The sequence below is a fragment of the Streptomyces sp. NPDC046876 genome, assembly GCF_040645035.1.
Classification (GTDB): domain Bacteria; phylum Actinomycetota; class Actinomycetes; order Streptomycetales; family Streptomycetaceae; genus Streptomyces.
The window spans coordinates 1-25,131 of the sequence record NZ_JBEYXK010000100.1; the positions used below are offsets into that span (position 1 = coordinate 1).

Sequence of the window (25,131 nt, forward strand, 5' to 3'; positions counted from 1 at the left end):
GCGCGGAGCGCCCGGGTCTTTCAGCCCCGCCGGCATTTGAGGCGCACGGGGTCCGGGGCGGAGCCCCGGTTTCTGGGGGCACCTCCCAGCGGTAGCTGGGGGAGAAGGGGCGGGGAGGGGACAGGCTCCGCGCAGCGGCAGCGGCAGCGGAACGGGCGACGGGCCGGGCGACGGGCCGGGCTCCGCGCAGGGGCCGGCGGACCGGCGGCCCGCAGGGATCCCCCGACCGGCCGGGGAAAGGGCGTGGCCGGGGGCCGGAGCGGGACGGACCCCCGTCCCGTCCCGCACCGGCCGCCGGTGAAACATCGACATCCGGCCAACTGATGCCGAGCCTATGGCCGGGCGGAGCCCCCGGGTGTGCGCTCCGCGCACGCCTCGTTGATGTTCCGCGCAGCATGCGCGCCCCGCTCCGCCCGCCCCCGCCGGTACTCGCCGGGACTCTCCCCGTACGCCTCCCGAAAGGCCCGGCTGAACACCGACGCGTTCATCAGCCCCCACCGCGCAGCCACCACATGCACGGGCCGCCCGCGCAGCGCAGGGTCGGCCAGGTCGGCCCGGCACCGTTCGAGCCGGCGCTGCCGGATGGCGGCGGCCACGGTCTCCCCCTGCTCCCGGAACAGCAGCTGGAGCCGCCGCAGCGAAATCCCGTGCCGGGCGGCCACGGCGGCCGGCGTCAGCTCCGGATCGCCGAGGTTGTCGTCGACGAAGGTGTTGATCCGCTCCAGCAGGGCCCGGCTGCGGGTCTCGGCGGACAGCTCGTCCGGCGCGCCCAACTGCCCGGCGAGGCAGGCGCCCACCAGGTCGAGGGCGACCGTGCCCAGCCGCTCCAGCTCCGCGGGGCCGCAGTCCGCACCGTGCGCCGCGAGCGAGCGCATGTACTGGGCGAGGACCGCCCCCATGCCGTGGCCGCCGGGGATGCGCTGCGCCAGCAGCCGCTGGACCCGGGCCCCGCGCAGCGGCATCGCCTCGCGCGGGAACGACAGGGTCACGGCCCGGATCAGGCCCCCGTCCCCCGGCAGGGCGAGGGACTCCATGGGCAGCGAGGTGTCCCAGAGCACCATGTCGCCGTGGAACAGGCCCGAGCCGGACCGGTTCTGGTCGAGGGACATCGTGCCCTCGGTGACCAGTCCGATCTGGTACTGCTCGGGGTCGCCGCGCCGGACGTGGGCGGCCGTGCGGCGCGAGTGCAGCGAGGAGAAGCCGAACCTGGACACCTGCACGCCGCCCAGGTCGAGGACGGCGGCCTCCGCGTGGAAGCTGCCGGCGTGCTCACTGCGGATCGCGGTGGGCACCAGCTCGTGCGCGATGATCTCCGTGAACCAATCGAGCCGCTCCGCCTCCGGCACGGCTGCGGACGACAGTCTGGACCACACGTTCCGGGAACCCCCTCTGCTGCACGGCGTTTGTCCCGCCCATGACAGGGACGACGCGGCACGCGCGGCGGTTCTCGCTCCCGGACGCGCCGGGGGGCTCGGCCCCGGCGGCCTACGGGGTGACGGCGAAGTGCGCCAGGATCGCCTCCGCCAGGGCCTGGTCCCCCTCCACCTTCACCCGGTCGGCCACCGCGTGCGGCCGGACCCGGCCCGCCGCCAGCCGGACGTACGTCTCCCAGTCCATCGCCAGCGTCACGGCCGGGCCGAGCGAGGGCGTCGCGTCGATCGAGCCCTGCCCGTCGGCATCCACCCGTACCGTCCGCAGGAACTCCACCGGCCCGTGCACGTCGATGACGACCGTGGACCTGGCGGGCGCCCCCGCCAGCTTGGCGACCACCTTCGGCAGCCCCGCCAGCAGGATGTCCCGCGCCACGTACGCCCCGGGCGAGTCCCAGTTCCCCGGCACGCCGAGTGCCGTCCGCAGGTCCTGCTCGTGGATCCACACGTCGAACGCGCGCAGCCGGGTCGCCAGTTCCAGGGTGATCTGGTCGCCGAGCGGCCCCCGCACCAGCGTGGACGGATCCCGCTTCTCGTTGCGCAACTGCCGCGACCGCCGGATGACCGTGTACTCCAGTTCGGAGGTCATCTCCGGCGCCGTGTGGTGGCGCCGCACGTCGACCTGGACCTCCATGTACCGGGTGAACTCGTCCACCACGTGCCGCAGGTCGCGCGGCAGCGTGTGGATCGGCCGCGGGTCGCCTAGCATTTCGGTCTCTATGCCGATGATGTGCGACACCACATCGCGCACCGACCAGCCGGGGCACGGCGTGGCCCGGTTCCACTCGCCCTCCGTCAGGGGGAGGACCAGCTCGGATATCGCCTCGATGGAGTGCGTCCACGCTTCGGCATAGGGCTGGAGGCTGGGATGCGGATGGACGGTCAACGGGACCCCTCGCGTGCTGGTCAGTGGCGCGTTTTTTTGGAAGCGTGTGGACTGATTCCCAAACTACGCTGCCGGTGAGTACCCCGGCAGTGCTTTCGGGTGACGATCGTAGGCCGAGTTGACGGCTTCAACGCCAGGACGGTGGTAGTGTGCGCGCCTCACTGATCCAAATCGCGGTGACGGACGGGGAGTCGGTGTCCCACCGGCGCTCCCGCGTCGCCGATCTCGTACGGGAGCAGGCGGGAGCGGACCTCGTCGTACTGCCCGAGCTGTGGACGGTGGGCGCCTTCGCCTACGAGCAGTTCGAGACCGAGGCCGAACCGCTGGACGGGCCCACCTTCGACGCGATGTCCAAGGCGGCGAGCGACGCCGGGGTCTGGCTGCACGCCGGCTCCATGGTGGAGCGCGCCGGCGACGGCTCGCTCTACAACACCGCCCTCACCATCTCCCCGGCGGGCGAGCTGGCCGCCACGTACCGCAAGATCCACCGCTTCGGGTTCGACCAGGGCGAGGCGGTGCTGATGGCCGCCGGCGACACCCTCACCACGGTGGCCCTGCCGGAGCAGACCCTCGGCATCGCCACCTGCTACGACCTGCGCTTCCCCGAGCTGTTCCGCGGCCTGGTCGACGCCGGGGCCACCACGCTGGTCGTGGCCGCCGGCTGGCCCGCGCGGCGCCGGGCCCACTGGACGCTGCTCAACCGGGCACGCGCCGTCGAGGACCAGGCGTACGTCCTGGCCTGCGCCCTGGCCGGCACCCACGCGGGCGTCGAACAGGCCGGCCACAGCCTGGTGGTGGACCCGTGGGGCGAGGTCCTCGCCGAGGCGGGCCCCGGCGAGGACGTCCTCACCGTCGAGCTCGACCCGGCGAAGGTCGCCGAGACCCGCGAGCAGTTCCCGGCCCTGAAGGACCGCCGCCTGTAACCGCCGCCGCTCAGGCCGGCGCACGCCTCGGGGGGCGTCGGCCGGAGGGGACGGACGGGGCTGGGTGGGACGGAGTGGACCCCTGGACGGACGCAGTGGACGCCCGGACGGGACCGGATAATCCCTCCATGGCCCTGCTTTACGTGACCGACCTGGCGTACCCGGCGCGCGGCCGCCGGTACGGCGACGAGGACGTGTTCCTCACCTCCCGGCTCCGCGACCGCTTCCCGCTGGCCCTGTGCCACCCCCGGGACGCGGCCGCCCTGATGGGCGGCTTCGAAGCCGTCGTCGTCCGCAACAGCGGCCCGGTCCTGCACCACCAGGAGGCGTACGACCACTTCCGCGCCGCGGCCCTCGCCGCCGGAACCCGCGTCTACAACCCGCTGACCGGCCGCGGCGACATGGCGGGCAAGCAGTACCTCCTCGACCTGACCGCCGAGGGCCTGCCGGTCATCCCGACCGTCGACGACCCGGCGCACCTCGACCGGCTCCCGCAGGTGCCCGTGTACGCAGTGAAGCCCAAGCAGGGCGCCGACTCCATCGGCCTCGCCTTCACCGCCGAGCCCACCGGCCCGGCCGGCGAGGTCCTGATCCAGCCGAAGATCGACTTCGTGTACGAGGTGTCCTTCTACTTCGTCGACGACGCCTTCCAGTACGCCCTGTACGCCCCCGACCCGGCACGCCGCTGGGAGCTGCGCCCGTACGAGCCGACCGCCGCGGACCTGGACTTCGCCCGCACCTTCATCGCCTGGAACACCCTCGACCACGGCATCCAGCGGGTCGACGCCTGCCGGGCCCCGTCCGGGGAGCTCCTCCTGGTCGAACTGGAGGACCTGAACCCGTACCTCTCCCTGGACCTCCTCCCGTCCGACACCCGCGACGCCTTCGTCACCGCGTTCGCCCGGTCCCTCGAAGCCTTCCTGGCGGCCTGATGTCAGAGGCGGCTGCAAGGCTCGCTCCATGGACAAGCAGACGTTCTGGAAGCTGATCGAGTCGGCCCGCGCGGACGGCGAGCCGGACCGGGTCGCGGAGCGCGCGGCCCGGCTGCTGGCGCTCCGTCCCGCGGCCGAGATAGCCGCCGCCCAGCAGGTGCTGTGGGACCTGCTGGCCGAGTCGTACCGCAGCCCGCTGTGGGCCGCCGCGTACGTGATCAACGGCGGCTGCTCGGACGACGGCTTCGACTACTTCCGCGGCTGGCTGCTGACCCAGGGCGAGGAGGCCTTCACCCGCGCCCTGGCCGACCCGGACTCCCTGGCCGACCACCCCGCGGTCCGCGAGGCAGCGGCGGAGGGCCTGGAGCTCTGGGACGAGGAGGCGCTGTCGATCGCCTGGACCGCCTACACCGAGGCCACGGGCCGCGAACTCCCGGCGGACTCCTTCACCATCAGCTACCCGCCCCTGGACCCGGCCTGGTCCTTCGACTTCGACGACACCACGGAAACCGCCGCCCGCCTCCCCCGCCTCAGCGCCCTGTTCGGCTGAGACTTCATCCGCAATGCGGGGGCCGCGGTCGGCGCCGGATCAGTCGCCGACCTGGATCTCCACGCGGTGGCGGATGTACTCGTCCTCGTGGGCTCGGGCGATCTCCACTGCCGCCTCCATGAGACCGTGCAGCTCCGGCGGGTAAGCCGACGGCCGGAGTCGCAGCAAGGGGAGGATGCACCGCCGCACGTCCAGGTGTTCGTTGTCCACGAACTCCCGCAGGGCCGCCTCGTCCCAGTCGCGTGCGAGGGCGTACCTGTCGTCGGGCTCCGCCCCACCCTCGGCGTGCGGGGTCTGCGCCGTGACCTGCGGGAGCCGAAGCGGCAGGGCCGACCAGTACCAGGCCCGGGCAGCCCCCGCCCGCTGCGCGTCGGTGCCGGTCCGCAGCCGGTCGAGCAGGACGGCGCGGACGCGCCGGTAGCCGAACGCGTTGAGGGCCGGCTCGACGAACCAGCGGTTGAAACTCGGATCGGGCTCGTGGACCGCGGCGTCGACCAGCAAGTCGAGGGACGCGTCGGGGAGCACGATGCCCTCGAGGCCGGCCTTGCGTACCGCTGCCCGGACCTGCTGCTCCCACCTCCGCTGATCACCGGGATCCGGGGGTTCGGGGGCGACGTCGAGCCCGAGCATCCCGACCAGGTCCGCCAGGACCCGTCGGACCTGCTGCCTCCCGTGCTCCGCACGCCCCGGCAATGCCATGAACTCCGCAGCCACTGTGCCCTGCCCTCCCCTGTCGTATCCGCCGCTCGGGGACAGGCCTACCACTTCCGGCGGCGTCGCACGGGCGTGATCCGGTGTTCATACGTGAATGGCATGCTTGAAACATGAACGATGCTGCCCCGGCGCCCACCCCCGCGCCCGCGCCCCGCCGTGCCCGTCTCCGTGCCCCCGAGCTGATCGGCAAGGGCGGCTGGCTGAACACCGGAGGCAAGGAGCTGTCCCTCGCCGAGCTGCGAGGGCGCATTGTGATCTTGGATTTCTGGACCTTCTGCTGCATCAACTGCCTGCACGTCCTCGACGAGCTGCGGGAGCTGGAGGAGAAGCACCGCGACACCGTGGTGATCATCGGGGTGCACTCGCCGAAGTTCGTGCACGAGGCCGAGCACGCGGCCGTCGTCGACGCCGTCGAGCGGTACGAGGTGCACCACCCGGTGCTGGACGACCCCGAGCTGGCCACCTGGAAGCAGTACGCCGTACGGGCCTGGCCCACGCTCGTCGTGATCGACCCCGAGGGGTACATCGTCGCCCAGCACGCCGGCGAGGGGCATGCACACGCCATCCAGCGCCTCGTGGAGGAGCTGGAGGCCGAGCACGAGGCCAAGGGCACCCTGCGGCGCGGCGACGGGCCGTACGTGGCGCCCGAGCCGGTCGCCGGGGCGCTGCGGTTCCCCGGGAAGGCGCTCGTCCTGCCGAACGGGAACCTGCTGGTCTCCGACTCCACGCGCCACCAGCTCGTGGAGCTCGCCGCCGACGGCGAGAGCGTCGTGCGCCGCATCGGCAGCGGGGAGCGCGGCTTCGGGCCGGACGCCTTCAGCGAGCCGCAGGGGCTGGCGCTGCTGCCCGACGGGCGGGTCGTCGTCGCCGACACCGTCAACCACGCGCTGAGGGTGTTCGACCCCGCCACCGGCGGCGTCGAGACCGTCGCCGGGACCGGGCGGCAGTGGTGGCAGGGGTCGCCGACGTCCGGGCCCGCCCTCGAGGTGGACCTGTCCTCGCCGTGGGACGTGGCCTGGTGGCAGGGCAAGGTGTGGATCGCCATGGCCGGCGTGCACCAGCTGTGGACCTGGGACCCGGGAACCGGAACCGTGGAGGTCAGCGCCGGCACCACCAGCGAAGGCCTGCACGACGGCCCCGCCCTGGAGGCCTGGCTCGCGCAGCCGTCCGGCCTCGCCGCCGCCGGCGACCGGCTGTGGATCGCCGACTCCGAGAACAGCGCCCTGCGGTACGTCGAGCCCGACGGGGACGGCGGCGCGTATGCGCTGCGGACCGCCGTCGGGACCGGGCTGTTCGACTTCGGGCACCGGGACGGGGACGCCGCCCAGGCCCTGCTCCAGCACCCGCTCGGGGTGACCGCCCTGCCCGACGGCTCGGTCGCGGTGTGCGACACGTACAACCACGCCCTGCGCCGCTACGACCCGGCGACCGGCCAGGTCACCACGCTGGCCACCGACCTGCGCGAGCCCAGCGACGCCGTGCTGGCCGGCGAGGACATCCTGGTCGTGGAGTCCGCCCGGCACCGGCTGACCCGGCTGCGGCTGCCGGAGGAGGCCGTACGCGTCGACGCCGTCGCCCACCGCACGCAGCGCGCCGCCACCGAGGTGGCCCCGGGCACGCTCCGGCTCGACGTCGTCTTCCAGGCGCCGAGCGGGCAGAAGCTCGACACCCGGTACGGGCCGTCCACGCGGCTGCTGGTGTCCTCGACCCCGGCGGAGCTGCTGCTGGCGGGGGAGGGGACCGGCACGGACCTGTTCCGCGAACTGGCCCTGAACCCGGAGGTCACCGACGGCGTCCTGCACGTCTCGGCCATGGCGGCGTCCTGCGACGACGACCCGGCGAACGAGTACCCGGCCTGCCACGTGCACCAGCAGGACTGGGGCGTGCCGGTGACGGTCGCCCCGGGCGGCGCGGACCGGCTCCCGCTCGTCCTCGCCGGCCTCGACGCGTAAGCGGGGGCCGGCGGACCCGGCGCCGGGTGCGGTTCCGCCGGCGCCGGGTCGGTCCTGTGGGGGTCAGTCGGCGAGGGCCTCGCGGAGTTCCCCTCCCTTGGCGCCCTCGTGCTGCCCCGGCTCGGCCTGCTGCCCCGGCTCGGCCTGCTGGCCGGGCTCGGCCGGTTTGTCGGTCTTCTCGGGCGTGGCGGACGCCGCCGCGCCCTTGTCGATGTCGGCGACCAGCAGGTTGGGGTCCTTCACCTCCGCCACGAAGGACGCGGAGGGCACGTACGCCTTCTGGCCGCGGATCGCCACCGACGTCGGCCCGGACAGGCCGTCCTTCGCCGTCAGCACGGTCGTGTGGGTGCCGTCGGGCCGTACGAGCACGACCTCGTTCGGGGCGTGCAGGGCGGCGAGCACCGTCTCGTCGTGCTCGGCGAAGGTGAAGTCGTCGATCCCGGTCAGCCCCGTGGCCCGGGTCTCGATCGCCCCGGCCGTCCCGTCGTCCTGGATCGGAATGCGCAGCATGGTGCCGGCATCGGTGTTGGTGACCCATACGGCGTTGCGGCGCAGCTTGATGCCGTTGGCGCCGGCGAAGGAGGTCGGCTGGAGGGCGGGGCCGGTGGTCCAGGGGATCACCGTGCCGTCCTTCAGGGAGATGCGCCAGATCGTGCCGAGGGCGGAGTCGGCCGCGTAGAGGAAGCCGAGGCGCCGGTCGTGCGCGAGGCCGTTGGCGAAGGCGTCCGCCGGCAGGTCGGCGAACTTGGAGACCGTGCCGTCCGCCGCGATCCGGTAGACGCCGTTCTCCTGCGTGCCGGTGACGTAGTTGACGTAGAGGGTGCCGTCGTGGGTGCGCACGATCCCGGTGGCGATCGCCCCTCCGGCCGGCGTGTGCGCGCCGGCCACGTCGGGGAGGGTCGCGATGTCGCGGGTGGTGCCGTCCGTGTCGACCCGGACGACCTTGTGGGCGAGGGCGAGGGTCAGGTCGGCGGAGCCGTCGGGCTCCAGCGCGATGTTCTCGGGGGTCTCGCCCTTGTCGTAGTCGGAGTGCGCGGTGATCCGCGGGTTCGAGAGCCGGAGCCAGTCCGCGTCCGTCAGGTCCGACGCGGGCGGCGCGGGCGTGGGGGGCTCCGGGGCCGGCAGGGTCGTCGGGGCCGTGGGGGGCGCCGAGTCCGACGAGGGCACCGGGGCCGGCGGCGGCGCGGCCAGGGCAGGGGCGGGGGCCGCTGCGAGCAGGGCGAGGGCGAGGGCCAGGGCGGGGGTACGGAACACGGGAATCTCCTTCTCGGCCGGCAGGCAGCCGGGCACGTGACGGGAGATTCCAGAACAGCATGACGCGGTGTCACCATCGTTTCATCACACCGCGGGCCGGGCGGAGATCCCCCGCCCGGCCGAACCCGCCTAGGGGGTGTTGCGAAAGTCCTGTGCGGTGCCCGCGGTGTCCGGTGCGTGCTCTCGGCGTGCCGGGCGAAGGCCCTCGTACTGGGCGTACTCGGGACTTCGGCCGGTGCGGCGAGAGTGCGTGCCGGGCGCCGTGGGCGCCGTGCGGGACTTCCGCAACACCCCCTAGCCCTCCAGGAAGGCGAGCAGCGCGTTCGCGAGGTGGTACGGGTCGTCCGCGCCGCACAGCTCGCGCGCACTGTGCATGGACAGGATCGCGACGCCGATGTCCACGGTCTGGATGCCGTGCCGCGCGGCGGTGATCGGGCCGATCGTCGTGCCGCAGGGCATCGAGTTGTTCGAGACGAAGGTCTGCCACGGCACCCCGGCCCGCTCGCAGGCCGCGGCGAAGACCGCGCGGCCGCTGCCGTCGGTCGCGTACCGCTGGTTGACGTTGACCTTCAGGATGGGGCCGCCGTTGGCCCGCGGGTGGTGCGAGGGGTCGTGCCGCTCCGCGTAGTTGGGGTGCACGGCGTGGCCGGTGTCGGAGGACAGGCAGATGCTGCCCGCGAAGGCCCGGGCGCGGTCCTCGTACGAGCCGCCGCGCGCGAAGATGGAACGTTCCAGCACGTTCCCCAGCAACGGGCCGTCCGCGCCGGTGTCGGACTGGGAGCCGTTCTCCTCGTGGTCGAAGGCGGCCAGTACCGGGATGTGGTCGAGCTGCCCGGAGGTCGAGACGGCGGCCAGCGCGGCGACGCCCGAGTGCACCGAGATCAGGTTGTCCATGCGCGGGCCGGCGACGAGCTCGCGGTCGCGGCCGAGGTACGCGGACGGCTCGATCGAGTGGACCATCAGGTCCCAGCCGGCCACCGAGCCCGGCGGCAGCTCCTCTTCCTCCTCCAGGAAGGCGATGAGGTCGCCCTCCTGCACCTCGCCCAGGCCCCAGATCGGCTGCATGTGGCGCTGCTTGTCGAGCTTGAGGCCGTCGCTGTTGACCGACCGGTCGAGGTGGACGGCCAGCTGCGGCACGCGCATCAGGGCCCGGTCCACGTTGACCAGCCGCTCGCTCCCGTCGCGCAGCGTCAGCCGCCCGGCCAGGCCCAGGTCGCGGTCCAGCCAGGTGTTGAGCAGGGTGCCGCCGTAGATCTCGACGGCGATCTGCCGCCAGCCGGCCGCGCCCGTGTCGGGCAGCGGCTTGACCCGCAGGTTGGGCGAGTCGGTGTGCGCGCCGATGATCCGGAAGGGCGTGTGCGCGGCGGCGCCCTCCGGCACGAACCAGGCGATCAGCGCGCCGCCGCGGAGCACGTACCGGCCCCCGGTGCCCGCGTCCCAGGCGTCCGTTTCCGACACCTGCCTGAACCCTGCCTTCTCCAGCCGCTCGGCCGCATTGGCCACGGCGTGGTACGGCGACGGACTGGCCGTCAAAAAGGTCATCAGATCGTCGGTGTGGCCGCGGTCGAAGCGGGCTGGAGAGCTCATGTGGTTCACCTTAACGACGGTCGTGTTCGCCTTGGCCGGACTGCGGCGGATGGCCGAAACGCCGGTCCGGCGGGCTGTGTGGTCCACGGGTCCGGCGGCTTCTCAGCCCGGCGGCCGCTCGAATCGGCGCTGCAGCTGTCTGCGCTCGCCCCGGCGGATGCGCGGCAGCATCTCCGGGACGCTCGCGGAGCGCTGCGCGCGTCTCTTGCGTCCGGCGCAGAAGATACAGGCCTCACCCGGTGGTGCGTCCGGATCCACCGGGGCGCCGGGGTGCTCCGAGCAGCCGGTCGCGTTCCGCGGGCGGGACAGCTCGCGGGCCACGATGAACGCCTTGTGCAGGTCGTCCGCGATCCGTACGAAGTCGTCCGCGGGGGAGGAGAAGCCCAGGTGGAAGCGGCGCTCCTCCACGGCCTGCAGGTGCCCCCGCAGGGCCTGGAGGGTGTACGGCGGGTCGGGCACCGGATAGCCCAGCCGGCGCTGCTCCCCGGCCGGCGGGGCGGCGGCCGCGGGCAGCCCGCGCCGGCCCCGGTCGCGCAGCCCGAGGCGGCGCCGGTCGTTGCAGATCAGGCAGCGGCCCCAGCCGTCGGGCGCCTCGGGGTCGAGGGCGCCGTTGGGGTGCTCGGGGCAGCCCGTGTAGCTCTTGGCGGGGGCCAGCCCGGCTGCGGTCTGGAACGCGGTGTAGAGGGCGTCGGCCACGGCCTCGTACTCGGCGGGGTGGGCGCCGTCGTACAGCTCGCGCAGGTGGTCGCCGAGGCTGCCCAGGGCAGCCTGCAGCTCCTTGAGGGCGTACGGCCGCCCCGTCGGGACGGAGTACCCCCTGCTGTTGCCGTGCTGCTCCTGTGGACTCATGCCTACGAGCGTCCCATGAACGACTGACAAGGGGGGAATCGCGAGGTCAGCGCGCTGCCCGCGCACGATCGGCGGTGGCCGCGGCCGCCGCCGCGTACACCGGCGGCCGGATCCCCGAGCGGAGGATCCGGCCGCTGTGCTCGTGATGGTGCGAAGTGCGCCTTAGAAGACGGCCTCGTCGAGCTCCATCAGGGAGTTGTCGACGGCCTCGGCGAGCTGGCGCGCGACCGAGACGCCCGGGAGGATCTGGGACGCGAAGAACTTCGCGGCCGCGATCTTGCCCTGGTAGAAGGGGACGTCCTTGCCGGAGGCGGTGGGCAGCTTCGCGGCGGCCACGGCCGCGCCCTTGAGCAGCAGGTAGCCGACGACGACGTCGCCGGAGGCCATCAGCAGGCGGGTGGTGTTCTGGCCGACCTTGTAGATGTTCTTGACGTCCTCGCCGGTGGCGGTGAGGTCGACGATCATCTGGCCGACGATGGCCTCGAGGTCGACCGCGGCCTTGGCGAGCGCGTCGCGGGCGCCGGCCAGCTCCTCGCCGCCCTCGGCGCCGGCCAGGAACTTCTTGATCTCCTCGGAGAGGAGGTTCAGGGAGGCGCCCTGGTCGCGGACGATCTTCCGGAAGAAGAAGTCCTGGCCCTGGATCGCGGTGGTGCCCTCGTACAGGGTGTCGATCTTCGCGTCGCGGATGTACTGCTCGATCGGGTACTCCTGCAGGAAGCCGGAGCCGCCGAAGGTCTGGAGCGACTGGGCGAGCTGCTCGTAGCCCTTCTCCGAGCCGTAGCCCTTGACGATCGGGAGCAGCAGGTCGTTCAGGCCGTGCAGGGCCTTGGCGTCCTCGCCGGCCGCCTCCTTGACCGCGATCTCGTCCTGCACGGAGGCCGTGTAGAGGACGAGGGAGCGCATGCCCTCGGCGTACGCCTTCTGCGTCATCAGCGAGCGGCGGACGTCCGGGTGGTGCGTGATGGTGACCTTGGGCGCGGTCTTGTCCATGAAGTCGGCCAGGTCCGTGCCCTGCACGCGCTCCTTGGCGTACTCCAGGGCGTTGAGGTAGCCCGTGGAGAGGGTGGAGATCGCCTTCGTGCCGACCATCATGCGGGCGAACTCGATGATCATGAACATCTGGCGGATGCCGTCGTGCTTGTCGCCGATCAGCCAGCCCTTGGCGGGGTGCTGGTCGCCGAAGGTCATCTCGCACGTGTTGGAGGCCTTCAGGCCCATCTTGTGCTCGACGTTGGTGGCGTAGACGCCGTTGCGCTCGCCCAGCTCGCCGGTCTCCCAGTCGAAGTGGAACTTCGGGACGAGGAAGAGCGACAGGCCCTTGGTGCCCGGGCCGTGGCCCTCGGGGCGGGCGAGGACGTAGTGGAGGATGTTCTCCTCCATGTCGTGCTCGCCGGACGTGATGAAGCGCTTGACGCCCTCGATGTGCCAGGAGCCGTCCGCCTGCTCGATCGCCTTGGTGCGGCCGGCGCCGACGTCCGAGCCCGCGTCCGGCTCGGTGAGGACCATGGTGGAGCCCCAGCGCTTCTCGACGGCGATCCGGGCGATGCGCTTCTGCGCCTCGTTGCCCTCCTCGTACAGGACGCCGGCGAAGGCCGGGCCGGAGGAGTACATCCAGACGGCCGGGTTCGAGCCGAGCAGCAGCTCCGCGTAGGCCCAGATCAGGGAGCGGGGCGAGGTGGTGCCGCCGATCTCCTCGGGCAGGCCGAGGCGCCAGTACTCCGACTCCATGAAGGCGTTGTAGCTCTTCTTGAAGGAGGCCGGGACCGGGGCCGTGTTGGTGGCGGGGTCGAAGACCGGCGGGTTGCGGTCGGCGTCCGCGAAGGACTCGGCCAGCTCGTTCTCGGCGAGGCGGGCGATCTCGGACAGGATGCTCTTGGCGGTCTCGGTGTCCATCTCGCCGAACGGGCCGGTGCCGTACAGCTTGTCGCGGCCGAGCACCTCGAAGAGGTTGAACTCGATGTCGCGGAGATTCGACTTGTAGTGCCCCATGGCGACGGCTCCGTTAAGGCTCGGGAAGACGGGTTCCTCGTACATACCAATCGGTAACGTCATGATGCTACCCGTCGGTAATAAGACGCAACCCTTGCCCGATCACTGTGACCAGCGTCAAGCGGGAGGAGCCTGGCGGGAATGCGTGTCCACGGGGCACGGGGCGATCGGTAGGCTTCGGTCCATGTACGGCTACGACCAGAACGTGAGCGCAGGGCAGCAGTACGCCGCCCCGCAGCAGATGGCCGGCGGGTACGGCGAACAGCCGCTGTACCCCGAGCCCTCGCCGCCGTCGCTCGCCGACGCCGTGCGGGCCTTCACGACCGGGTCGCTGTCCGCCGAGGACTTCCAGCAGATCTTCGCCACCTCGAAGGTCTACTGCCCGCGCGGCGACACCCCGGGCTTCCTGGCGCTGCACAACACGCAGCAGCCGGTCATCCCCATGTTCAGCACCCTCAAGGAGCTCCGCCGGTACGCCGGCAAGGAGTCCAAGTACTTCGTGATCACCGGCGCCGAGGTGATCGACCTGCTGCCGACCGGGTACGGCTTCGTCCTCGACATGGAGGGCGACCACCGGATGGTCTTCGACGCCAAGGCGGTCGAGCAGATGGTCGACTTCGCGATGCGCCGCATGTACGGCTAGCCGGTAGGCCGCCGAGCGGGGGCCGGGGGGATGCCCAGGATCCACTTCACGGCCGAGGACCTCTTCGAGATCACCTTGGCGCCCGAACCGCTCTCGCTGGTGGAGCTGGGCCTGGCCGTCGCCGCCGTGCAGCGCACCACGCGCAGGCGGTTTTCGGCCGCTGGCGCAGCCAGGCGCTGCGCGAACTCCCCGGCCGCGCCCGCCCGCTGTTCGACCTGCTCCGCCCCGACGGCGACAACCCGCCGTTCGTCGAGCCCCACGCCCGGACCCGGGAGGAGGGCCTGGCCGAGGTACGGGAGGCGGCCGGCGTGTCCCAGGGGTGCAGGCGGAGCCGCCGGACGTCCTGGGGCGCTGCCCCAGCCCCCGCGCCTCAATCGCCGGCGGGGCTGGCGGCCGGCGGGGCCGGGACAGCGAGCCCGCGCGGCGTTTGAGCGCACGTGCGCGGAGCGCACGGAACGGGTCAATCAAGCCTGCGCGGCGTTTGAGCGCACCGGGCGCGGAGCGCACGGAACGGGTGCCGGGCGGAGCCCGGGCATCCGGCGGGGCCCGGGGCCGCAGGTCCCGGTTTCCGGGGGCACCTCCCAGCGGTAGCTGGGGGAGAAGGGGCGGGGTGGGGGAGCAGCCCCGCGCAGCGGCGTCGGGCCCCACCTTTCGGCCGTGCCCGAAAGCATCGCGCCCCCCGCACCCCCACCCGCACCATCGATGCCGCAGGGGGCATACCACGGGGGGTCTGCCCCCTGCTCACACCGCGGCGGCAACAGCGCCGCGACCGAGGCAGGCCGATCCCGGCCCGCGCAACTGCGTCGTGCTCACGCCGTAACGGCAGCTCCGGACCATGAGGGGCCCCGGGGGGAATTCCCCCGGGGCCCCCGCCGTTCTGCACGGGTGGCAGGAAGTTCGAGTTTCAACTAAACTCGACGCAGAAGGAGGTCCCGACCATGCCTGCAGTGACTGTGGAGAACCCGCTGACGCTCCCCCGCGTCGCGGAGCCCACCCCGGAGACCGCCGCCCGCAAGGTGCTGGCCGTCGCCACCGCCCCGGGCGGCTTCGAGGGCGAGGGATTCCCGGTGCGCCGTGCGTTCGCCGGGATCAACTACCAGTACCTGGACCCGTTCATCATGATGGACCAGATGGGCGAGGTGGAGTACGCGCCGGGCGAGCCCAAGGGCACCCCCTGGCACCCCCACCGCGGCTTCGAGACCGTCACGTACCTGATCGACGGAACCTTCGTCCACCAGGACAGCAACGGCGGCGGCGGTGTCATCAACGGCGGCGACACCCAGTGGATGACCGCCGGCTCGGGCCTGCTGCACATCGAGGCCCCGCCGGAGTCCCTCGTCGTGTCCGGCGGGCTCTTCCACGGCCTCCAGCTGTGGGTGAACCTCCCGGCCTCCGACAAGATGATGCCCCCGCGCTACCAGGACATCGGCGGCGGCAAGGTCAAGCTGCTGACCACCCCGGACGGCGGCGCCCTGCTCCGGGTGATCGCGGGTGAGCTCGACGGCCACGCCGGCCCCGGCATCACCCACACCCCGATCACGATGATCCACGCGACCCTCACCCCGGGCGCGCAACTCACCCTGCCGTGGCGCGAGGACTTCAACGCCCTCGCCTACGTGCTGGCGGGCCGCGGCAGCGTCGGCACCGACCGGCGGCCCGTCCACACCGGGCAGACCGCGGTCTTCGGCGACGGCGGCTCCCTCACGCTGCGGGCCGACGCCTCCCAGGACTCCCACACCCCGGACCTGGAGGTCGTCCTCCTCGGCGGCCGGCCGATCCGGGAGCCGATGGCGCACTACGGGCCGTTCGTCATGAACAGCCGCCAGGAGCTTCAGCAGGCGTTCGACGATTTCCAGGCGGGCCGCCTGGGGGTCATCCCCACCACCGCCCGCACGGGCCTGGGCCACCGCGGCGCGGGGTCTGCGGACGAGGACTGACCGGAAGGCCGGATCGCCCTTCGGCCACCACGAGGACGAGGCACGTTCCCGGTGCGAGCTCCGCGCTCGCCGCCCGGGGCGTGCCTCTGCCGTTATCGGCGGGGCGCGGGATCCAGGAGGGCGGCGCGCATCAGGCGGCGCGCACGGGAGGCCGCGCCGTCGTCGCCGAGGAGCTGGATCTCCTGGTTGGCGGCCATGGCGATGCCCGCCAGCGTGGACACGAGGTCGTCGGCGTCGAGGTCCGCGGCCAGGTCCCCGGCGGCCTGGGCGGCCGTGACCTCCTCGCGCAGGAAGCGCCGCCAGCGCGTCACCGCCTCGCGGATGTGGTCGCGCAGCTCGCCCGGCTGTCCGTCGAGTTCGCAGGAGACGGCCGTCACGAAGCAGCCGTTCGGGAACGGGCTGTCGGCCAGGTAGCCGCACCAGGCGTCGATCACCGCGGTCAGGCGCGGGAGGCCCGGACCGGCGGCGCGGGCCGGGTCCACCACGGCCTGCGTGAACATGTCCACCGCCCGGGTGAGGGCGGCCAGTTGCAGTGCGGCCCGGGAGCCGAAGGGGCCGACCACGCCCGCCTTGCTCATGTCGAGTGCCTCGGCCAGCGAGCCGATGGTCAGCCCGGTCAGTCCCTGACCGGACGCCTGGGTCACCGCGGCGCCGACGATGCGGTCGCGGGTGCGCTGTGCCTCCTCGGCCGATTTCCTCATGGTTTCCATCTTAGCGAACGCCCGTCTGCTATTTTGGCGAACGATCGTACGGTAAGTCGTCCACGGAAAGGACAGCCGCATGCGGATCCGTTGGCTGGGATGGGCCGGAGTGGAACTCGAAGCACAAGGGGAGAGCCTGGTCATCGACCTGCTCGGGCGGCCCGAAGGGGTCCTGGAGGGAACCGCGCTCTCCGCGCCCCTGCCCGCCGTCACGCCGCCGCGCGCGCAGGGCCACGTACTCGCCGGGCTGTGCACCCACCTCCACCGCGACCACACCGACGCCGGCGCCCTGGCCCGGGCGCTGCGCCCCGGCGGCCCGGTCCTGCACCCCGAGTCCTTCGGCGGCGACGACCACGAGAACCTGTGGACCCTCAAGGCGGAGGCCGAACTCACCGCCCACCGCCTGCCCAGGCAGGCCATGGGCCTGTGGGAGACCACGCGGATCGGCCCGTTCACCATCGCCGCCGTCCCCGCCGTCGACACCCTCGGCGACCCGCAGGTCTCCTGGGCGGTCGAAGCCGACGGCAAGCGGGTGATCCACCTGGGCGACAGCATGTTCCACGGCTACTGGTGGCGCGCCGCCCACCGCCACGGCCCCTTCGACGCGGTGCTGACCCCCATCAACGGGCCGACGGTCTGCTTCCCGCACTGCCAGCCGCCGAGCCCCTTCCCCGCCGCCCTCGACGCCCGGCACGCGGCCGTGGCGGCGCGCCTGCTCGGCGCGAGGACCGCGATACCGATCCACTACGACGGCTTCCACCTCGACGGGTTCTACGCCACCGAGCCCGACGAACTGGCCCGCTTCCTCGAAGCGGCCGCCGACGAGCCGTACACCGTCCTCACCCCGGGGCTGGGCGAGGACCTGGACCTCTGACCTCTGCGCACGGCCGGTCACAGCACTAGCGGCGCAGGGCCTCGGCCGGCTGGGTGCGCGAGGCCCGCCAGGCCGGGTACAGGCCCGCCAGGATCCCGGTGACCAGGCCGATCAGCGGCGCCGCGGCCACCGTCAGCGGGGACATCACCGGGGTCCAGTCCCGCAGGGCGGACACCCCGACCACAGTCAGGGTGCCCAGCGTGGTGCCGACCAGGCCGCCCACCGCGCCCTGCGCGGCCGACTCCGCCAGGAACTGGGCGGTGATGTGCCGCCCGCGCGCCCCGAGCGCCCGGCGCAGCCCGATCTCGCCGGTCCGTTCCAGCACCGCCACCAGCGTGGTGTTCGCGATCCCCACCGCCCCGATGACCAGGCAGATCGCGGCCAGCAGCAGGAACAGCTGGTCGAGGTCCGAGGTCACCCCGGCCCGCAGCGTCCGCGGATCCGGCGGCGGGGCCGGGGTGAGCCACTCGGGGTGGTCCGGGCGCAGCGCGAGGGGCAGCTCGGAGGCGACCTGCCGGGCCGCCCCCAGCCGGGTCACCACCAGCATCCGGGCCCGCTGGGCGCTGTCCGGCGGGCCCCACAGCTTCTCCGCGGTGCCCCGCGGCACGATCACCGACAGCAGCAGGTCCGGCCTGCGCTCGGCGCCCGCCGCGATGCCGATCACGGTGAACGGGTGGTCGCCGATGAACACCGCGGGCCGGCTCTCCAGCGTGGTGATGCCGAGCCGGGCCGCCGTCGCCGCGCCGATCACCGCGACCTGCTCGGCGCGCCCGTCGTGGAAGGCGTCGTACGCCCGGCCGGAGCCCAGGGTGAGCCCGGCCGCGCGCAGCAGGCCCGGCGAGGCGGCGACCACGGGGATCCGCTCGCCGGCCGCCCCGGCGACCGGGGCGGAGCGTACGGTCGTGTCGCCGAGCGGCACCGGCCAGAACACCCCGGCCGCGCGGACCCCGTTGAGGGTGCCCGCCCGGGCGTCGGCATCGCGCGGGAAGGCGTTCGGCACCTGCCGGGCGAGCTGCGGATCGCTCCCGCCAGCCGTGTCCTGGACGCCGACCTCGGTGGCCGTCAGCGCGTTGAAGCGGCTGTCGATCTGCGAGGAGGCGGTGGCGGTCAGCCCCAGGATCGCCACGAAGGTGCCGACGCCGAGGACGGTGCCGAGCCCGGTGAGCGCCGAGCGGGCCGGCCGCTGGAGCATGCCGGCGAGCGCCTCGGACAGCAGGTCGCGCAGCGACAGCCGGGACGGGGCGATCCCGCTGCGGGCGGCCCGGTCGCCGCCGCGGCCGCGCCTCATGCGGGGACCACTTCGCTCAGCACGCCGTCGCGGACGGACACCGTGCGCCGGCCGCGGGCGGCGACGTGCGGGTCGTGCGTGATGACCAGCAGCGTCAGCCCGTCGGCGTGCAGTTCGTCCAGTAGGGCCAGGACCGCCCCGGCCGTCGTCGTGTCCAGGTTTCCGGTGGGCTCGTCGCACAGCAGCAGCGAGGGCTCGGAGACCAGGGCCCGGGCGATGGCCACCCGCTGGCGCTCGCCGCCGGACATCCGGGTCGGCAGGTGGCCGCTGCGGTGGCCGAGGCCGACCCGCTCCAGTGCCGTAAGGGCCCGGGCGGCGCGCTGCGCGCGCGGGACGCCGTTGTAGACCATCGCGAGCAGGACGTTCTCCAGGGCGCTGCGGTGCGGCAGCAGGTGGAAGGACTGGAAGACGAACCCGATGCGCTGCCCGCGCAGCGCGGTCCGGTCGCGGTCGCGCAGGGCGCCGGTGTCGATCCCGTCGAGCAGGTACCGGCCGGTGGTGGGGGCGTCGATGAGCCCGGCCACGTTCAGGAACGTCGACTTCCCCGAGCCGGAGGGCCCGACGACGGTGACGTACTCGCCGCGCTCGACGGTCAGGTCGCACGGCCGCAGCGCCGGCACCGGCGGCGGGCCGGGGTAGGTCAGGCCGACGCCCTCGAAGCGCACGACCGGGGCCCCTCCGCTCACGGCCGCCCCGTTCGCGGCACCTGCGCCGGCGGCTGCTCCGCTCACGGCTCCCTCGCCGGCGGCTGCCCCGCTCACGGCTTCGCCTGGGCGACCAGCACCCGGTCGCCGTCGCCCAGCGCGCCGCCGCCCACCGGCTCGACCTGGACCATTCCGTCGGCGGACATCCCGGCCCGGACCTCCACCCGACGCCGGCCGTCCGCGGCCCCGGGATCCTTCCCGAGCACCGTGACGGTGGTCCGGCCGTCGGCGCCCGCGGACACCGCGGACAGCGGCACCACCAGCACCGGTTCGCCCGAGGAGGCCGCGGTCACCGTGAGCCGTACGCCCTGTCCGGCGAGCCGGGCGTCGAGCGCCTGGTCGGGGGCGACCGTCAGCGCGTACCCGCCGGGCTCCTGCCCGCCGCCCGCCGGGTTCTCGCCGGAGCCGCCGCCCTGGGCGCCGGCCCCTGCCGCCGTCCCGGATCCGGATCCGGACCCGGCCGCAGGGCCGGCCGCCGCCGGCGTCGGGGCGGTGGCCACGGAGGCGACGGTCCCGGTAGCGGAAAGGCCGGTCGCCTCCGACAGCACCTCCACCTTCATCCCGGCCTTGACCAGGTCCTTCTGGTGGGCGGGGAGCGAGGAGCGGATCACCGTGGCGCCCGCCGACAGCGTCAGCAGCCCGTCCGGGACGGGGTCGCCCACCGACGCCTTGACCGCGTCGACGCGCGCCGGGAAGCCCTTCACGAAGACCAGCTCGTCGGCCGGGACCATCGGCCCCGCCGCCGCCCTGGCCGCCTCCAGGCGGCCGTTGGCCTTGGCGAGGTCCGCCTGCGCGAAGGAGAGCTGCGCCTGCGCCTCCGAGGTGTCGGCGCCGCCGCCCGCCTTCGCCTTGGCCAGGGCCGCCTTGGCGGTGGTCACCGCCCGCTGGGCGGCGTCGGTCGCGTCCTCCGCGCCCTGGAGCTTCTCCGCGTCGCCCGGATCGGCGGGCCTCGGGGTGTACCCGAGGGCGGAGTACAGGGCGGTGACCGCCGCCTTGGTGCCGGCGCCGTACGTGCCGGCCGGGTCCTTGCCGACGGGGTGGCCGAGCGCCTTAAGGCCCTCCTGCAACTGGCCGACGTCCTTGCCGGTCGCACCGGGCTTGAGGTCCCGGTACACGGGCAGCGCCCCGGCCAGCGCGAACACCGGCCTGCCGGACACCTCCACCACCACCTCGCCCGCCCGTACGGATGCCCCGGGCTGCTTGTTGACCCGGGTGACCACGGGTTTGCCGCCCGCTCCCGAGGCCGCGGCGGCGCCGCCTCCCGGGGACACCGTCAGCGACTGCTCGGCGGCGACCGTGCCCCGTACGACCACGGAGGAGGTCAGCACCCGGCGCTCGACCCGGTCGGCCAGGACCGACGCGGGTGGCGGCGCGGCGTCGGCGGCCACCTGGGCGGGGGAGCGGATGGTCGCTGCCAGCACGACCCCGGCCCCGGTCAGGGCGACGGCGCCCGCGACGACCCAGACCAGGATCCGCCGCCGCCGGCCGAGGGCGCTGCGTACACCGCCGGGCTCGCCGGGCTCGCCGGACCCGTCGGTGTCGGCGGGCGCGCCGTCCGGGGCCGGCCCCTGCTCCGGCGGCGGCTCTCGATGTTTCACGTGAAACCCTCTTCGTCCGTTCGGCGGCCGGCGTCAGCAGGTGCCGAGCACCGTGACCGACGTGACCTTCCAGGGCGCGCCCAGCCGCTCGCGTACGAGGGTGAACGCGGACAGCTGGGAGGGCTTGTCCTTCAGCTGGTCGGTGACCTCACCGCTCGCGCGGTCGTGGATGAGCCAGCGGTCGAGGTCCACGCAGTCCTGGAGCACGCGGCTCTGCTCGCCGGAGACGTCCATGCCGTCGATGCGGTGCCCGACCTCGCCGCGCAGCACCTTCCCGCCCTCGCCGTAGTGCCGCAGCATGGCGCGTACGTTCTCCAGCTGGCCGCCCGTGGCGACCTGCCCGAGCGAGGGATCGTCGGGATCGGCCTCCCGGCCCGCCGCCAGTACAGCCGTCCAGTAGGCCTCGTACGCCTGGCGCACATCGGGAGACGGCTCCACCAGAGCGGCCGCGCTCGCCGTTCCCGCGGCGGGGGAGGTCCCGGCGGCGGAGGAGGTGCACCCGGTGGCCGTGAGGGCCAACACCGCGCACACCGCCCCCGCCGCTGCGGCCAGGGACGCGGCGGGGCGCGTCACGCCGCGCCCTCCGCGAGGACCTTCCCGGCGGTCTCCACCTGCTGGGCCAGCTGCTTCTTCTCCTGGTCCAGCCCTTCCTTGTTCTTCTCCACGGCCGTCTTCTGGTAGGCCGCCAGCACGGCGGTCCAGGTGTCGGTCAGCTTGCTCTTCTGCTTGCAGCCGACGTCCGTGGTGGCCGCGGTGATCTCCTCGGCGGTGACCGGACCGGTCCACCGGGTGCCCTCCATGGCCTGGAGCTCCCAGGGGGTCTTCACCTGGAACCCGGCGTCGCGCATGCAGGCGCTCCACTGCCCGATGGCGGCCACGACGCGGCTGTCCCCGCGGGCCCGGTCGTTGGACTGCTGGGTCAGCTCGTCGAGCAGCCGGGTGCCGGCCTTGCCGCTCTGCGGGTACAGCTTGCGGGTGGCCTCGCCCGAGCAGCCGCCCTCCGGGGCGCCGGGGCGCGCGGGCGCACCGTCCTGCGGGCCGTAAAGGGCTGCGGCTTCGTTCGGGTCCTGCTTTTGGGCGTCCCGGGGGCGATCCGGCATGGAGCCCGTCCGGTAGCCGTACTTCTTCGCGTATTCCGCGTCGACCAGGCCGATTCCGGTACTTCCCCGCCCGCCACCGGCATTCACATAGGTGTTCGTGTTCTTGAATGCGGAGAACCCGAGCCGGTGCATGCAGGCGTCGGTGAGAATGTCCTGCGCCTGCTGCATGATTTTCAGCTGGTCCTTGTCGAACGCATAGGCGTCGAGCGGGAGCCGGGCGCCCGCGGGGTCCTGCTGCGGCGTGACGGAGACCTTCGGCTCCGCGCCCGGCAGGGAGGCAGCGTTCTTTGCGCCGGCGTCGCCGGAGCCCCCCGATCCGCCGGAGCAGGCGGTCAGGGTGGCGGCAAGGAGCAGCGCGCCGAGGGTCCCGAGCGGGCGGCGGGAGGGCCGGATGGAGCGCGGCACGATCGACCTTTCGGTGGTGTGCGGGCGGCCTTAAACTGCCGGGCGAACCCGGCGCCGGGGCCGATTGGAGCGGCCCCGGCGCCAGGTGCGCCGAGCTGGTCGAACGGTGCTGGTCGAACGGTGCGGGCCGTGGATCAGCAGTGGGTGGAGCCCCACTTGGCGAGCAGGGTCTCGGAGCTGTACCCGACCACGCCGGTGTTGTTGTTCTTGTGCTTGGTCCAGTACTTCCAGCCGTCGACGGTGGTGCCCTCCGTGAAGCAGATGGGCGTGATCGTCTGGCTCTTGTAGCCGAGGCCGTTGACCCGGGTGTCGCTCGTGTACGGGGTCGCGCGGATGCGGACCCCGTCTTGCAGGTAGTCGCCGGCGTGGGCGGTGGTGGCCGCTCCGATGCCGAACGCGGCGGTGGAAAGGGCGAGAGCCAGGAACTTGACTGCCTTGCGACGCACGTTGTCATCCTCTCGATGAGCCAACAGATCGTCGTGCAGGCCGAAAGGGACGCAACTGTCCGCGCGGCACGCGCCGAGCCGGCCCCCCCGGTCCGGTGAAAGACGATGGCACGAACCCGAATTCCGTACCAGGGGGTTCCGGCCGCACGGCCGAGAGACGCCTGGACCCCCCGTTTCGGGCGCGGCGGCGCCTTGCACGGATTCTTCAGATCCTTTTCCCCGTTTCCGCTGGAGAGCGCCGCGCCCGGAAAACGGACCCCTCCCGTTCTCCCCCAACGGATGATCGACGACCGCTTCCGGGGTTGTCCGGAAAGGCCACTACCGGCCGGGGCCGACGTCCTCGGTGCGCACCCGGTCCCCCTTACAGGCCGTCGACCCGCGGTGCCTCTTCGCAGCAGCCCGCGGGCGCGCCAGCGCGGCCCCCGGCCCGGACGGTAACCTTGTGAGGGTTGAATCCACCCTGGTATCGCGAAGAACTGGATGACTGATGCACCGGTACAGGTCCCACACCTGCGGCGAGCTCCGCGCCTCTGACGTCAACACCGACGTCCGGCTGAGCGGCTGGCTGCACAATCGTCGAGACCTGGGCGGCATCCTCTTCATCGATCTGCGCGACCACTACGGCATCACGCAGCTCGTCGCCCGGCCCGGCACCGCCGCCGCCGAGGCCCTGGACAAGCTCTCCAAGGAGACCGTCGTCCGTGTCGACGGCAAGGTCGTCTCCCGCGGCGCCGAGAACATCAACCCCGACCTGCCGACCGGCGAGATCGAGATCGAGGCCGCCGAGGTCGAGGTGCTCGGCGCGGCCGCCCCGCTGCCCTTCACGATCAACACCGACGACGGTGTGAACGAGGAGCGCCGCCTGGAGTACCGCTTCCTCGACCTGCGCCGCGAGCGCATGCACCGCAACATCATGCTGCGCTCCGCCGTGATCGCCGCGATGCGCCAGAAGATGACCGCCCTCGGCTTCAACGAGATGGCGACCCCGATCCTGACCGCGACCTCCCCCGAGGGCGCGCGCGACTTCGTGGTGCCGTCCCGCCTGAACCCCGGCAAGTTCTACGCCCTGCCGCAGGCCCCGCAGCAGTTCAAGCAGCTGCTGATGATCTCCGGCTTCGACCGCTACTTCCAGATCGCGCCGTGCTTCCGCGACGAGGACGCCCGCGCCGACCGCTCGCCGGGCGAGTTCTACCAGCTCGACGTGGAGATGTCCTTCGTCGAGCAGGAGGACGTCTTCCAGCCCATCGAGAAGCTGATGACCGAGCTCTTCACCGAGTTCGGCGGCGGCCGCGAGGTCACCTCGCCGTTCCCGCGGATCCCGTTCCGCGAGTCGATGCTGAAGTACGGCAACGACAAGCCCGACCTGCGCGCCAAGCTGGAGCTCGTCGACATCACCGACGTCTTCGAGAACTCCGAGTTCAAGGCGTTCGCCGGCAAGCACGTCCGCGCCCTGCCGGTCCCGGACACCGCCGCCCAGCCGCGCAAGTTCTTCGACGGCCTCGGCGACTACGCCGTCTCGCTGGGCGCCAAGGGCCTGGCCTGGGTCCGCGTCGGCGAGGACGGCTCGCTGACCGGCCCGATCGCGAAGTTCCTCACCGAGGAGAACGTCAAGGTCCTCACCGAGCGCCTCGGCCTGGCCGCCGGCCACGCCGTGTTCTTCGGCGCGGGCGAGTTCGACGAGGTCTCCAAGATCATGGGCCCGGTGCGGGTCGAGGCCGCCAAGCGCGCCGGCCACTTCGAGGAGAACGTCTTCCGGTTCTGCTGGATCGTCGACTTCCCGATGTACGAGCGGGACGAGGAGACGGGCCGGATCGACTTCTCCCACAACCCGTTCTCCATGCCGCAGGGCGGCATGAAGGACCTGGAGGAGAAGGACCCGCTCGACATCCTGGCCTGGCAGTACGACATCGTCTGCAACGGCATCGAGCTGTCCTCCGGCGCCATCCGCAACCACGAGCCCGAGGTCATGCTGAAGGCCTTCGAGATCGCGGGCTACGAAGCGGAGACCGTCGAGCGCGAGTTCGCCGGCATGCTGCGCGCCTTCCGCTTCGGCGCCCCGCCGCACGGCGGCATCGCCCCGGGCGTGGACCGCATCGTCATGCTGCTCGCGGACGAGCCGAACATTCGCGAGACCATCGCCTTCCCGCTGAACGGCAACGCGCAGGACCTGATGATGGGCGCGCCCACCGTCCTGGAGGAGTCCCGCCTGCGCGAGCTGAACATCGCGCTGCGCAAGCCGGTGGAGACGAAGACCTCCGAGCCGGTCGAGAAGTCGGTCAAGCAGCACCAGTAGGAGCCGTCCGCCCCCGGCCCCGGTCCGTCGGCCGGGGGCCGGGGCCCGAACGGCAAGGCGCCCCCGCCCGGGATTC

The 25,131-nt window shown here is 73.0% G+C and carries 22 protein-coding genes; 8 read left to right on the plus strand and 14 right to left on the minus strand.

Translation table 11 applies throughout. From position 1 onward, the window contains the following. Positions 1 to 332: 332 nt before the first annotated feature. Complete coding sequence (locus tag ABZ924_RS32055) at positions 333 to 1,373, minus strand: helix-turn-helix domain-containing protein (protein ID WP_361917649.1); 1,041 nt, start codon at positions 1,371 to 1,373, stop codon at positions 333 to 335. A 112-nt stretch (positions 1,374 to 1,485) separates the two neighbouring features. Further along, positions 1,486 to 2,316 carry a maleylpyruvate isomerase family mycothiol-dependent enzyme gene (locus tag ABZ924_RS32060; RefSeq protein WP_361917652.1) on the minus strand — a complete coding sequence of 277 codons (831 nt, stop codon included), beginning with the start codon at positions 2,314 to 2,316 and terminating at the stop codon, positions 1,486 to 1,488. A 149-nt stretch (positions 2,317 to 2,465) separates the two neighbouring features. On the opposite strand from ABZ924_RS32060, the gene ABZ924_RS32065 reads away from it, so the two are divergent. From ABZ924_RS32065 to ABZ924_RS32075, 3 genes are all read left to right on the plus strand, one after another. After that, on the plus strand, positions 2,466 to 3,239 hold the full coding sequence (locus tag ABZ924_RS32065) for a carbon-nitrogen family hydrolase (protein ID WP_361917655.1): 774 nt from the start codon (positions 2,466 to 2,468) through the stop codon (positions 3,237 to 3,239). 128 nt (positions 3,240 to 3,367) lie between these two features. Further along, the gene (locus ABZ924_RS32070) at positions 3,368 to 4,171 is read left to right on the plus strand and encodes a hypothetical protein (RefSeq protein ID WP_361917658.1); all 804 of its coding nucleotides are present in this window, start codon (positions 3,368 to 3,370) and stop codon (positions 4,169 to 4,171) included. A gap of 28 nt (positions 4,172 to 4,199) precedes the next feature. Continuing rightward, on the plus strand, positions 4,200 to 4,721 hold the full coding sequence (locus ABZ924_RS32075) for a DUF4240 domain-containing protein (RefSeq protein ID WP_361917661.1): 522 nt from the start codon (positions 4,200 to 4,202) through the stop codon (positions 4,719 to 4,721). Between the two features lie 39 nt (positions 4,722 to 4,760). Here ABZ924_RS32075 and ABZ924_RS32080 read toward each other — a convergent pair whose 3' ends face one another. Further along, the gene (locus ABZ924_RS32080) at positions 4,761 to 5,420 is read right to left on the minus strand and encodes a hypothetical protein (RefSeq protein ID WP_361917664.1); all 660 of its coding nucleotides are present in this window, start codon (positions 5,418 to 5,420) and stop codon (positions 4,761 to 4,763) included. Positions 5,421 to 5,545: 125 nt separating this feature from the next. On the opposite strand from ABZ924_RS32080, the gene ABZ924_RS32085 reads away from it, so the two are divergent. Continuing rightward, positions 5,546 to 7,387 carry an NHL domain-containing thioredoxin family protein gene (locus ABZ924_RS32085; protein ID WP_361917667.1) on the plus strand — a complete coding sequence of 614 codons (1,842 nt, stop codon included), beginning with the start codon at positions 5,546 to 5,548 and terminating at the stop codon, positions 7,385 to 7,387. 63 nt (positions 7,388 to 7,450) lie between these two features. Here the strand turns inward: ABZ924_RS32085 and ABZ924_RS32090 are convergent, their stop codons facing one another. The 4 genes from ABZ924_RS32090 to ABZ924_RS32105 all read right to left on the minus strand — a co-directional run bounded on the left by ABZ924_RS32090 (position 7,451) and on the right by ABZ924_RS32105 (position 13,066). After that, the gene (locus ABZ924_RS32090; protein WP_361917670.1) at positions 7,451 to 8,641 is read right to left on the minus strand and encodes a hypothetical protein; all 1,191 of its coding nucleotides are present in this window, start codon (positions 8,639 to 8,641) and stop codon (positions 7,451 to 7,453) included. 294 nt (positions 8,642 to 8,935) lie between these two features. Continuing rightward, positions 8,936 to 10,228, minus strand: coding sequence for a M18 family aminopeptidase (locus ABZ924_RS32095; RefSeq protein ID WP_361917673.1), 1,293 nt, complete (start codon positions 10,226 to 10,228; stop codon positions 8,936 to 8,938). 102 nt (positions 10,229 to 10,330) lie between these two features. Further along, complete coding sequence (locus tag ABZ924_RS32100; protein WP_361917676.1) at positions 10,331 to 11,077, minus strand: hypothetical protein; 747 nt, start codon at positions 11,075 to 11,077, stop codon at positions 10,331 to 10,333. Positions 11,078 to 11,239: 162 nt separating this feature from the next. Then, on the minus strand, positions 11,240 to 13,066 hold the full coding sequence (locus ABZ924_RS32105) for an acyl-CoA dehydrogenase (RefSeq protein WP_361917708.1): 1,827 nt from the start codon (positions 13,064 to 13,066) through the stop codon (positions 11,240 to 11,242). A gap of 184 nt (positions 13,067 to 13,250) precedes the next feature. On the opposite strand from ABZ924_RS32105, the gene ABZ924_RS32110 reads away from it, so the two are divergent. Both ABZ924_RS32110 and ABZ924_RS32115 read left to right on the plus strand, forming a co-directional pair. Further along, positions 13,251 to 13,709, plus strand: a complete 459-nt coding sequence (locus ABZ924_RS32110) for an SseB family protein (RefSeq protein ID WP_361917679.1) — start codon at positions 13,251 to 13,253, stop codon at positions 13,707 to 13,709. A gap of 938 nt (positions 13,710 to 14,647) precedes the next feature. Then, entirely contained in the window at positions 14,648 to 15,646 is a 999-nt protein-coding gene (locus tag ABZ924_RS32115; RefSeq protein ID WP_361917682.1) for a pirin family protein, read from the plus strand. Positions 15,647 to 15,738: 92 nt separating this feature from the next. Here the strand turns inward: ABZ924_RS32115 and ABZ924_RS32120 are convergent, their stop codons facing one another. After that, positions 15,739 to 16,347: a TetR family transcriptional regulator C-terminal domain-containing protein gene (locus ABZ924_RS32120; protein WP_361917685.1), complete on the minus strand. Its 609-nt coding sequence runs from the start codon at positions 16,345 to 16,347 to the stop codon at positions 15,739 to 15,741. 79 nt (positions 16,348 to 16,426) lie between these two features. On the opposite strand from ABZ924_RS32120, the gene ABZ924_RS32125 reads away from it, so the two are divergent. Then, positions 16,427 to 17,221 carry an MBL fold metallo-hydrolase gene (locus ABZ924_RS32125; RefSeq protein WP_361917687.1) on the plus strand — a complete coding sequence of 265 codons (795 nt, stop codon included), beginning with the start codon at positions 16,427 to 16,429 and terminating at the stop codon, positions 17,219 to 17,221. A 25-nt stretch (positions 17,222 to 17,246) separates the two neighbouring features. Here the strand turns inward: ABZ924_RS32125 and ABZ924_RS32130 are convergent, their stop codons facing one another. The 6 genes from ABZ924_RS32130 to ABZ924_RS32155 form a co-directional block, all read right to left on the minus strand. Then, entirely contained in the window at positions 17,247 to 18,509 is a 1,263-nt protein-coding gene (locus ABZ924_RS32130) for an ABC transporter permease (protein ID WP_361917690.1), read from the minus strand. Next, positions 18,506 to 19,195, minus strand: a complete 690-nt coding sequence (locus ABZ924_RS32135; RefSeq protein WP_361917710.1) for an ABC transporter ATP-binding protein — start codon at positions 19,193 to 19,195, stop codon at positions 18,506 to 18,508. The genes ABZ924_RS32130 and ABZ924_RS32135 overlap by 4 nt, the downstream gene beginning before the upstream one ends. A 71-nt stretch (positions 19,196 to 19,266) precedes the next feature. After that, on the minus strand, positions 19,267 to 20,811 hold the full coding sequence (locus ABZ924_RS32140; RefSeq protein WP_361917693.1) for a peptidoglycan-binding protein: 1,545 nt from the start codon (positions 20,809 to 20,811) through the stop codon (positions 19,267 to 19,269). Between the two features lie 33 nt (positions 20,812 to 20,844). Then, on the minus strand, positions 20,845 to 21,384 hold the full coding sequence (locus ABZ924_RS32145) for a hypothetical protein (RefSeq protein ID WP_361917696.1): 540 nt from the start codon (positions 21,382 to 21,384) through the stop codon (positions 20,845 to 20,847). Further along, positions 21,381 to 22,316, minus strand: coding sequence for a hypothetical protein (locus ABZ924_RS32150; protein WP_361917699.1), 936 nt, complete (start codon positions 22,314 to 22,316; stop codon positions 21,381 to 21,383). The genes ABZ924_RS32145 and ABZ924_RS32150 overlap by 4 nt, the downstream gene beginning before the upstream one ends. 134 nt (positions 22,317 to 22,450) lie before the next feature. After that, the gene (locus ABZ924_RS32155) at positions 22,451 to 22,762 is read right to left on the minus strand and encodes a hypothetical protein (RefSeq protein ID WP_361917702.1); all 312 of its coding nucleotides are present in this window, start codon (positions 22,760 to 22,762) and stop codon (positions 22,451 to 22,453) included. Positions 22,763 to 23,249: 487 nt separating this feature from the next. Between ABZ924_RS32155 and aspS the strand changes: the two genes are divergently transcribed. Next, positions 23,250 to 25,055 (plus strand): aspartate--tRNA ligase, encoded by a 1,806-nt coding sequence (aspS, locus tag ABZ924_RS32160; protein ID WP_361917705.1) that lies wholly within the window; start codon positions 23,250 to 23,252, stop codon positions 25,053 to 25,055. Positions 25,056 to 25,131 lie beyond the last annotated feature (76 nt).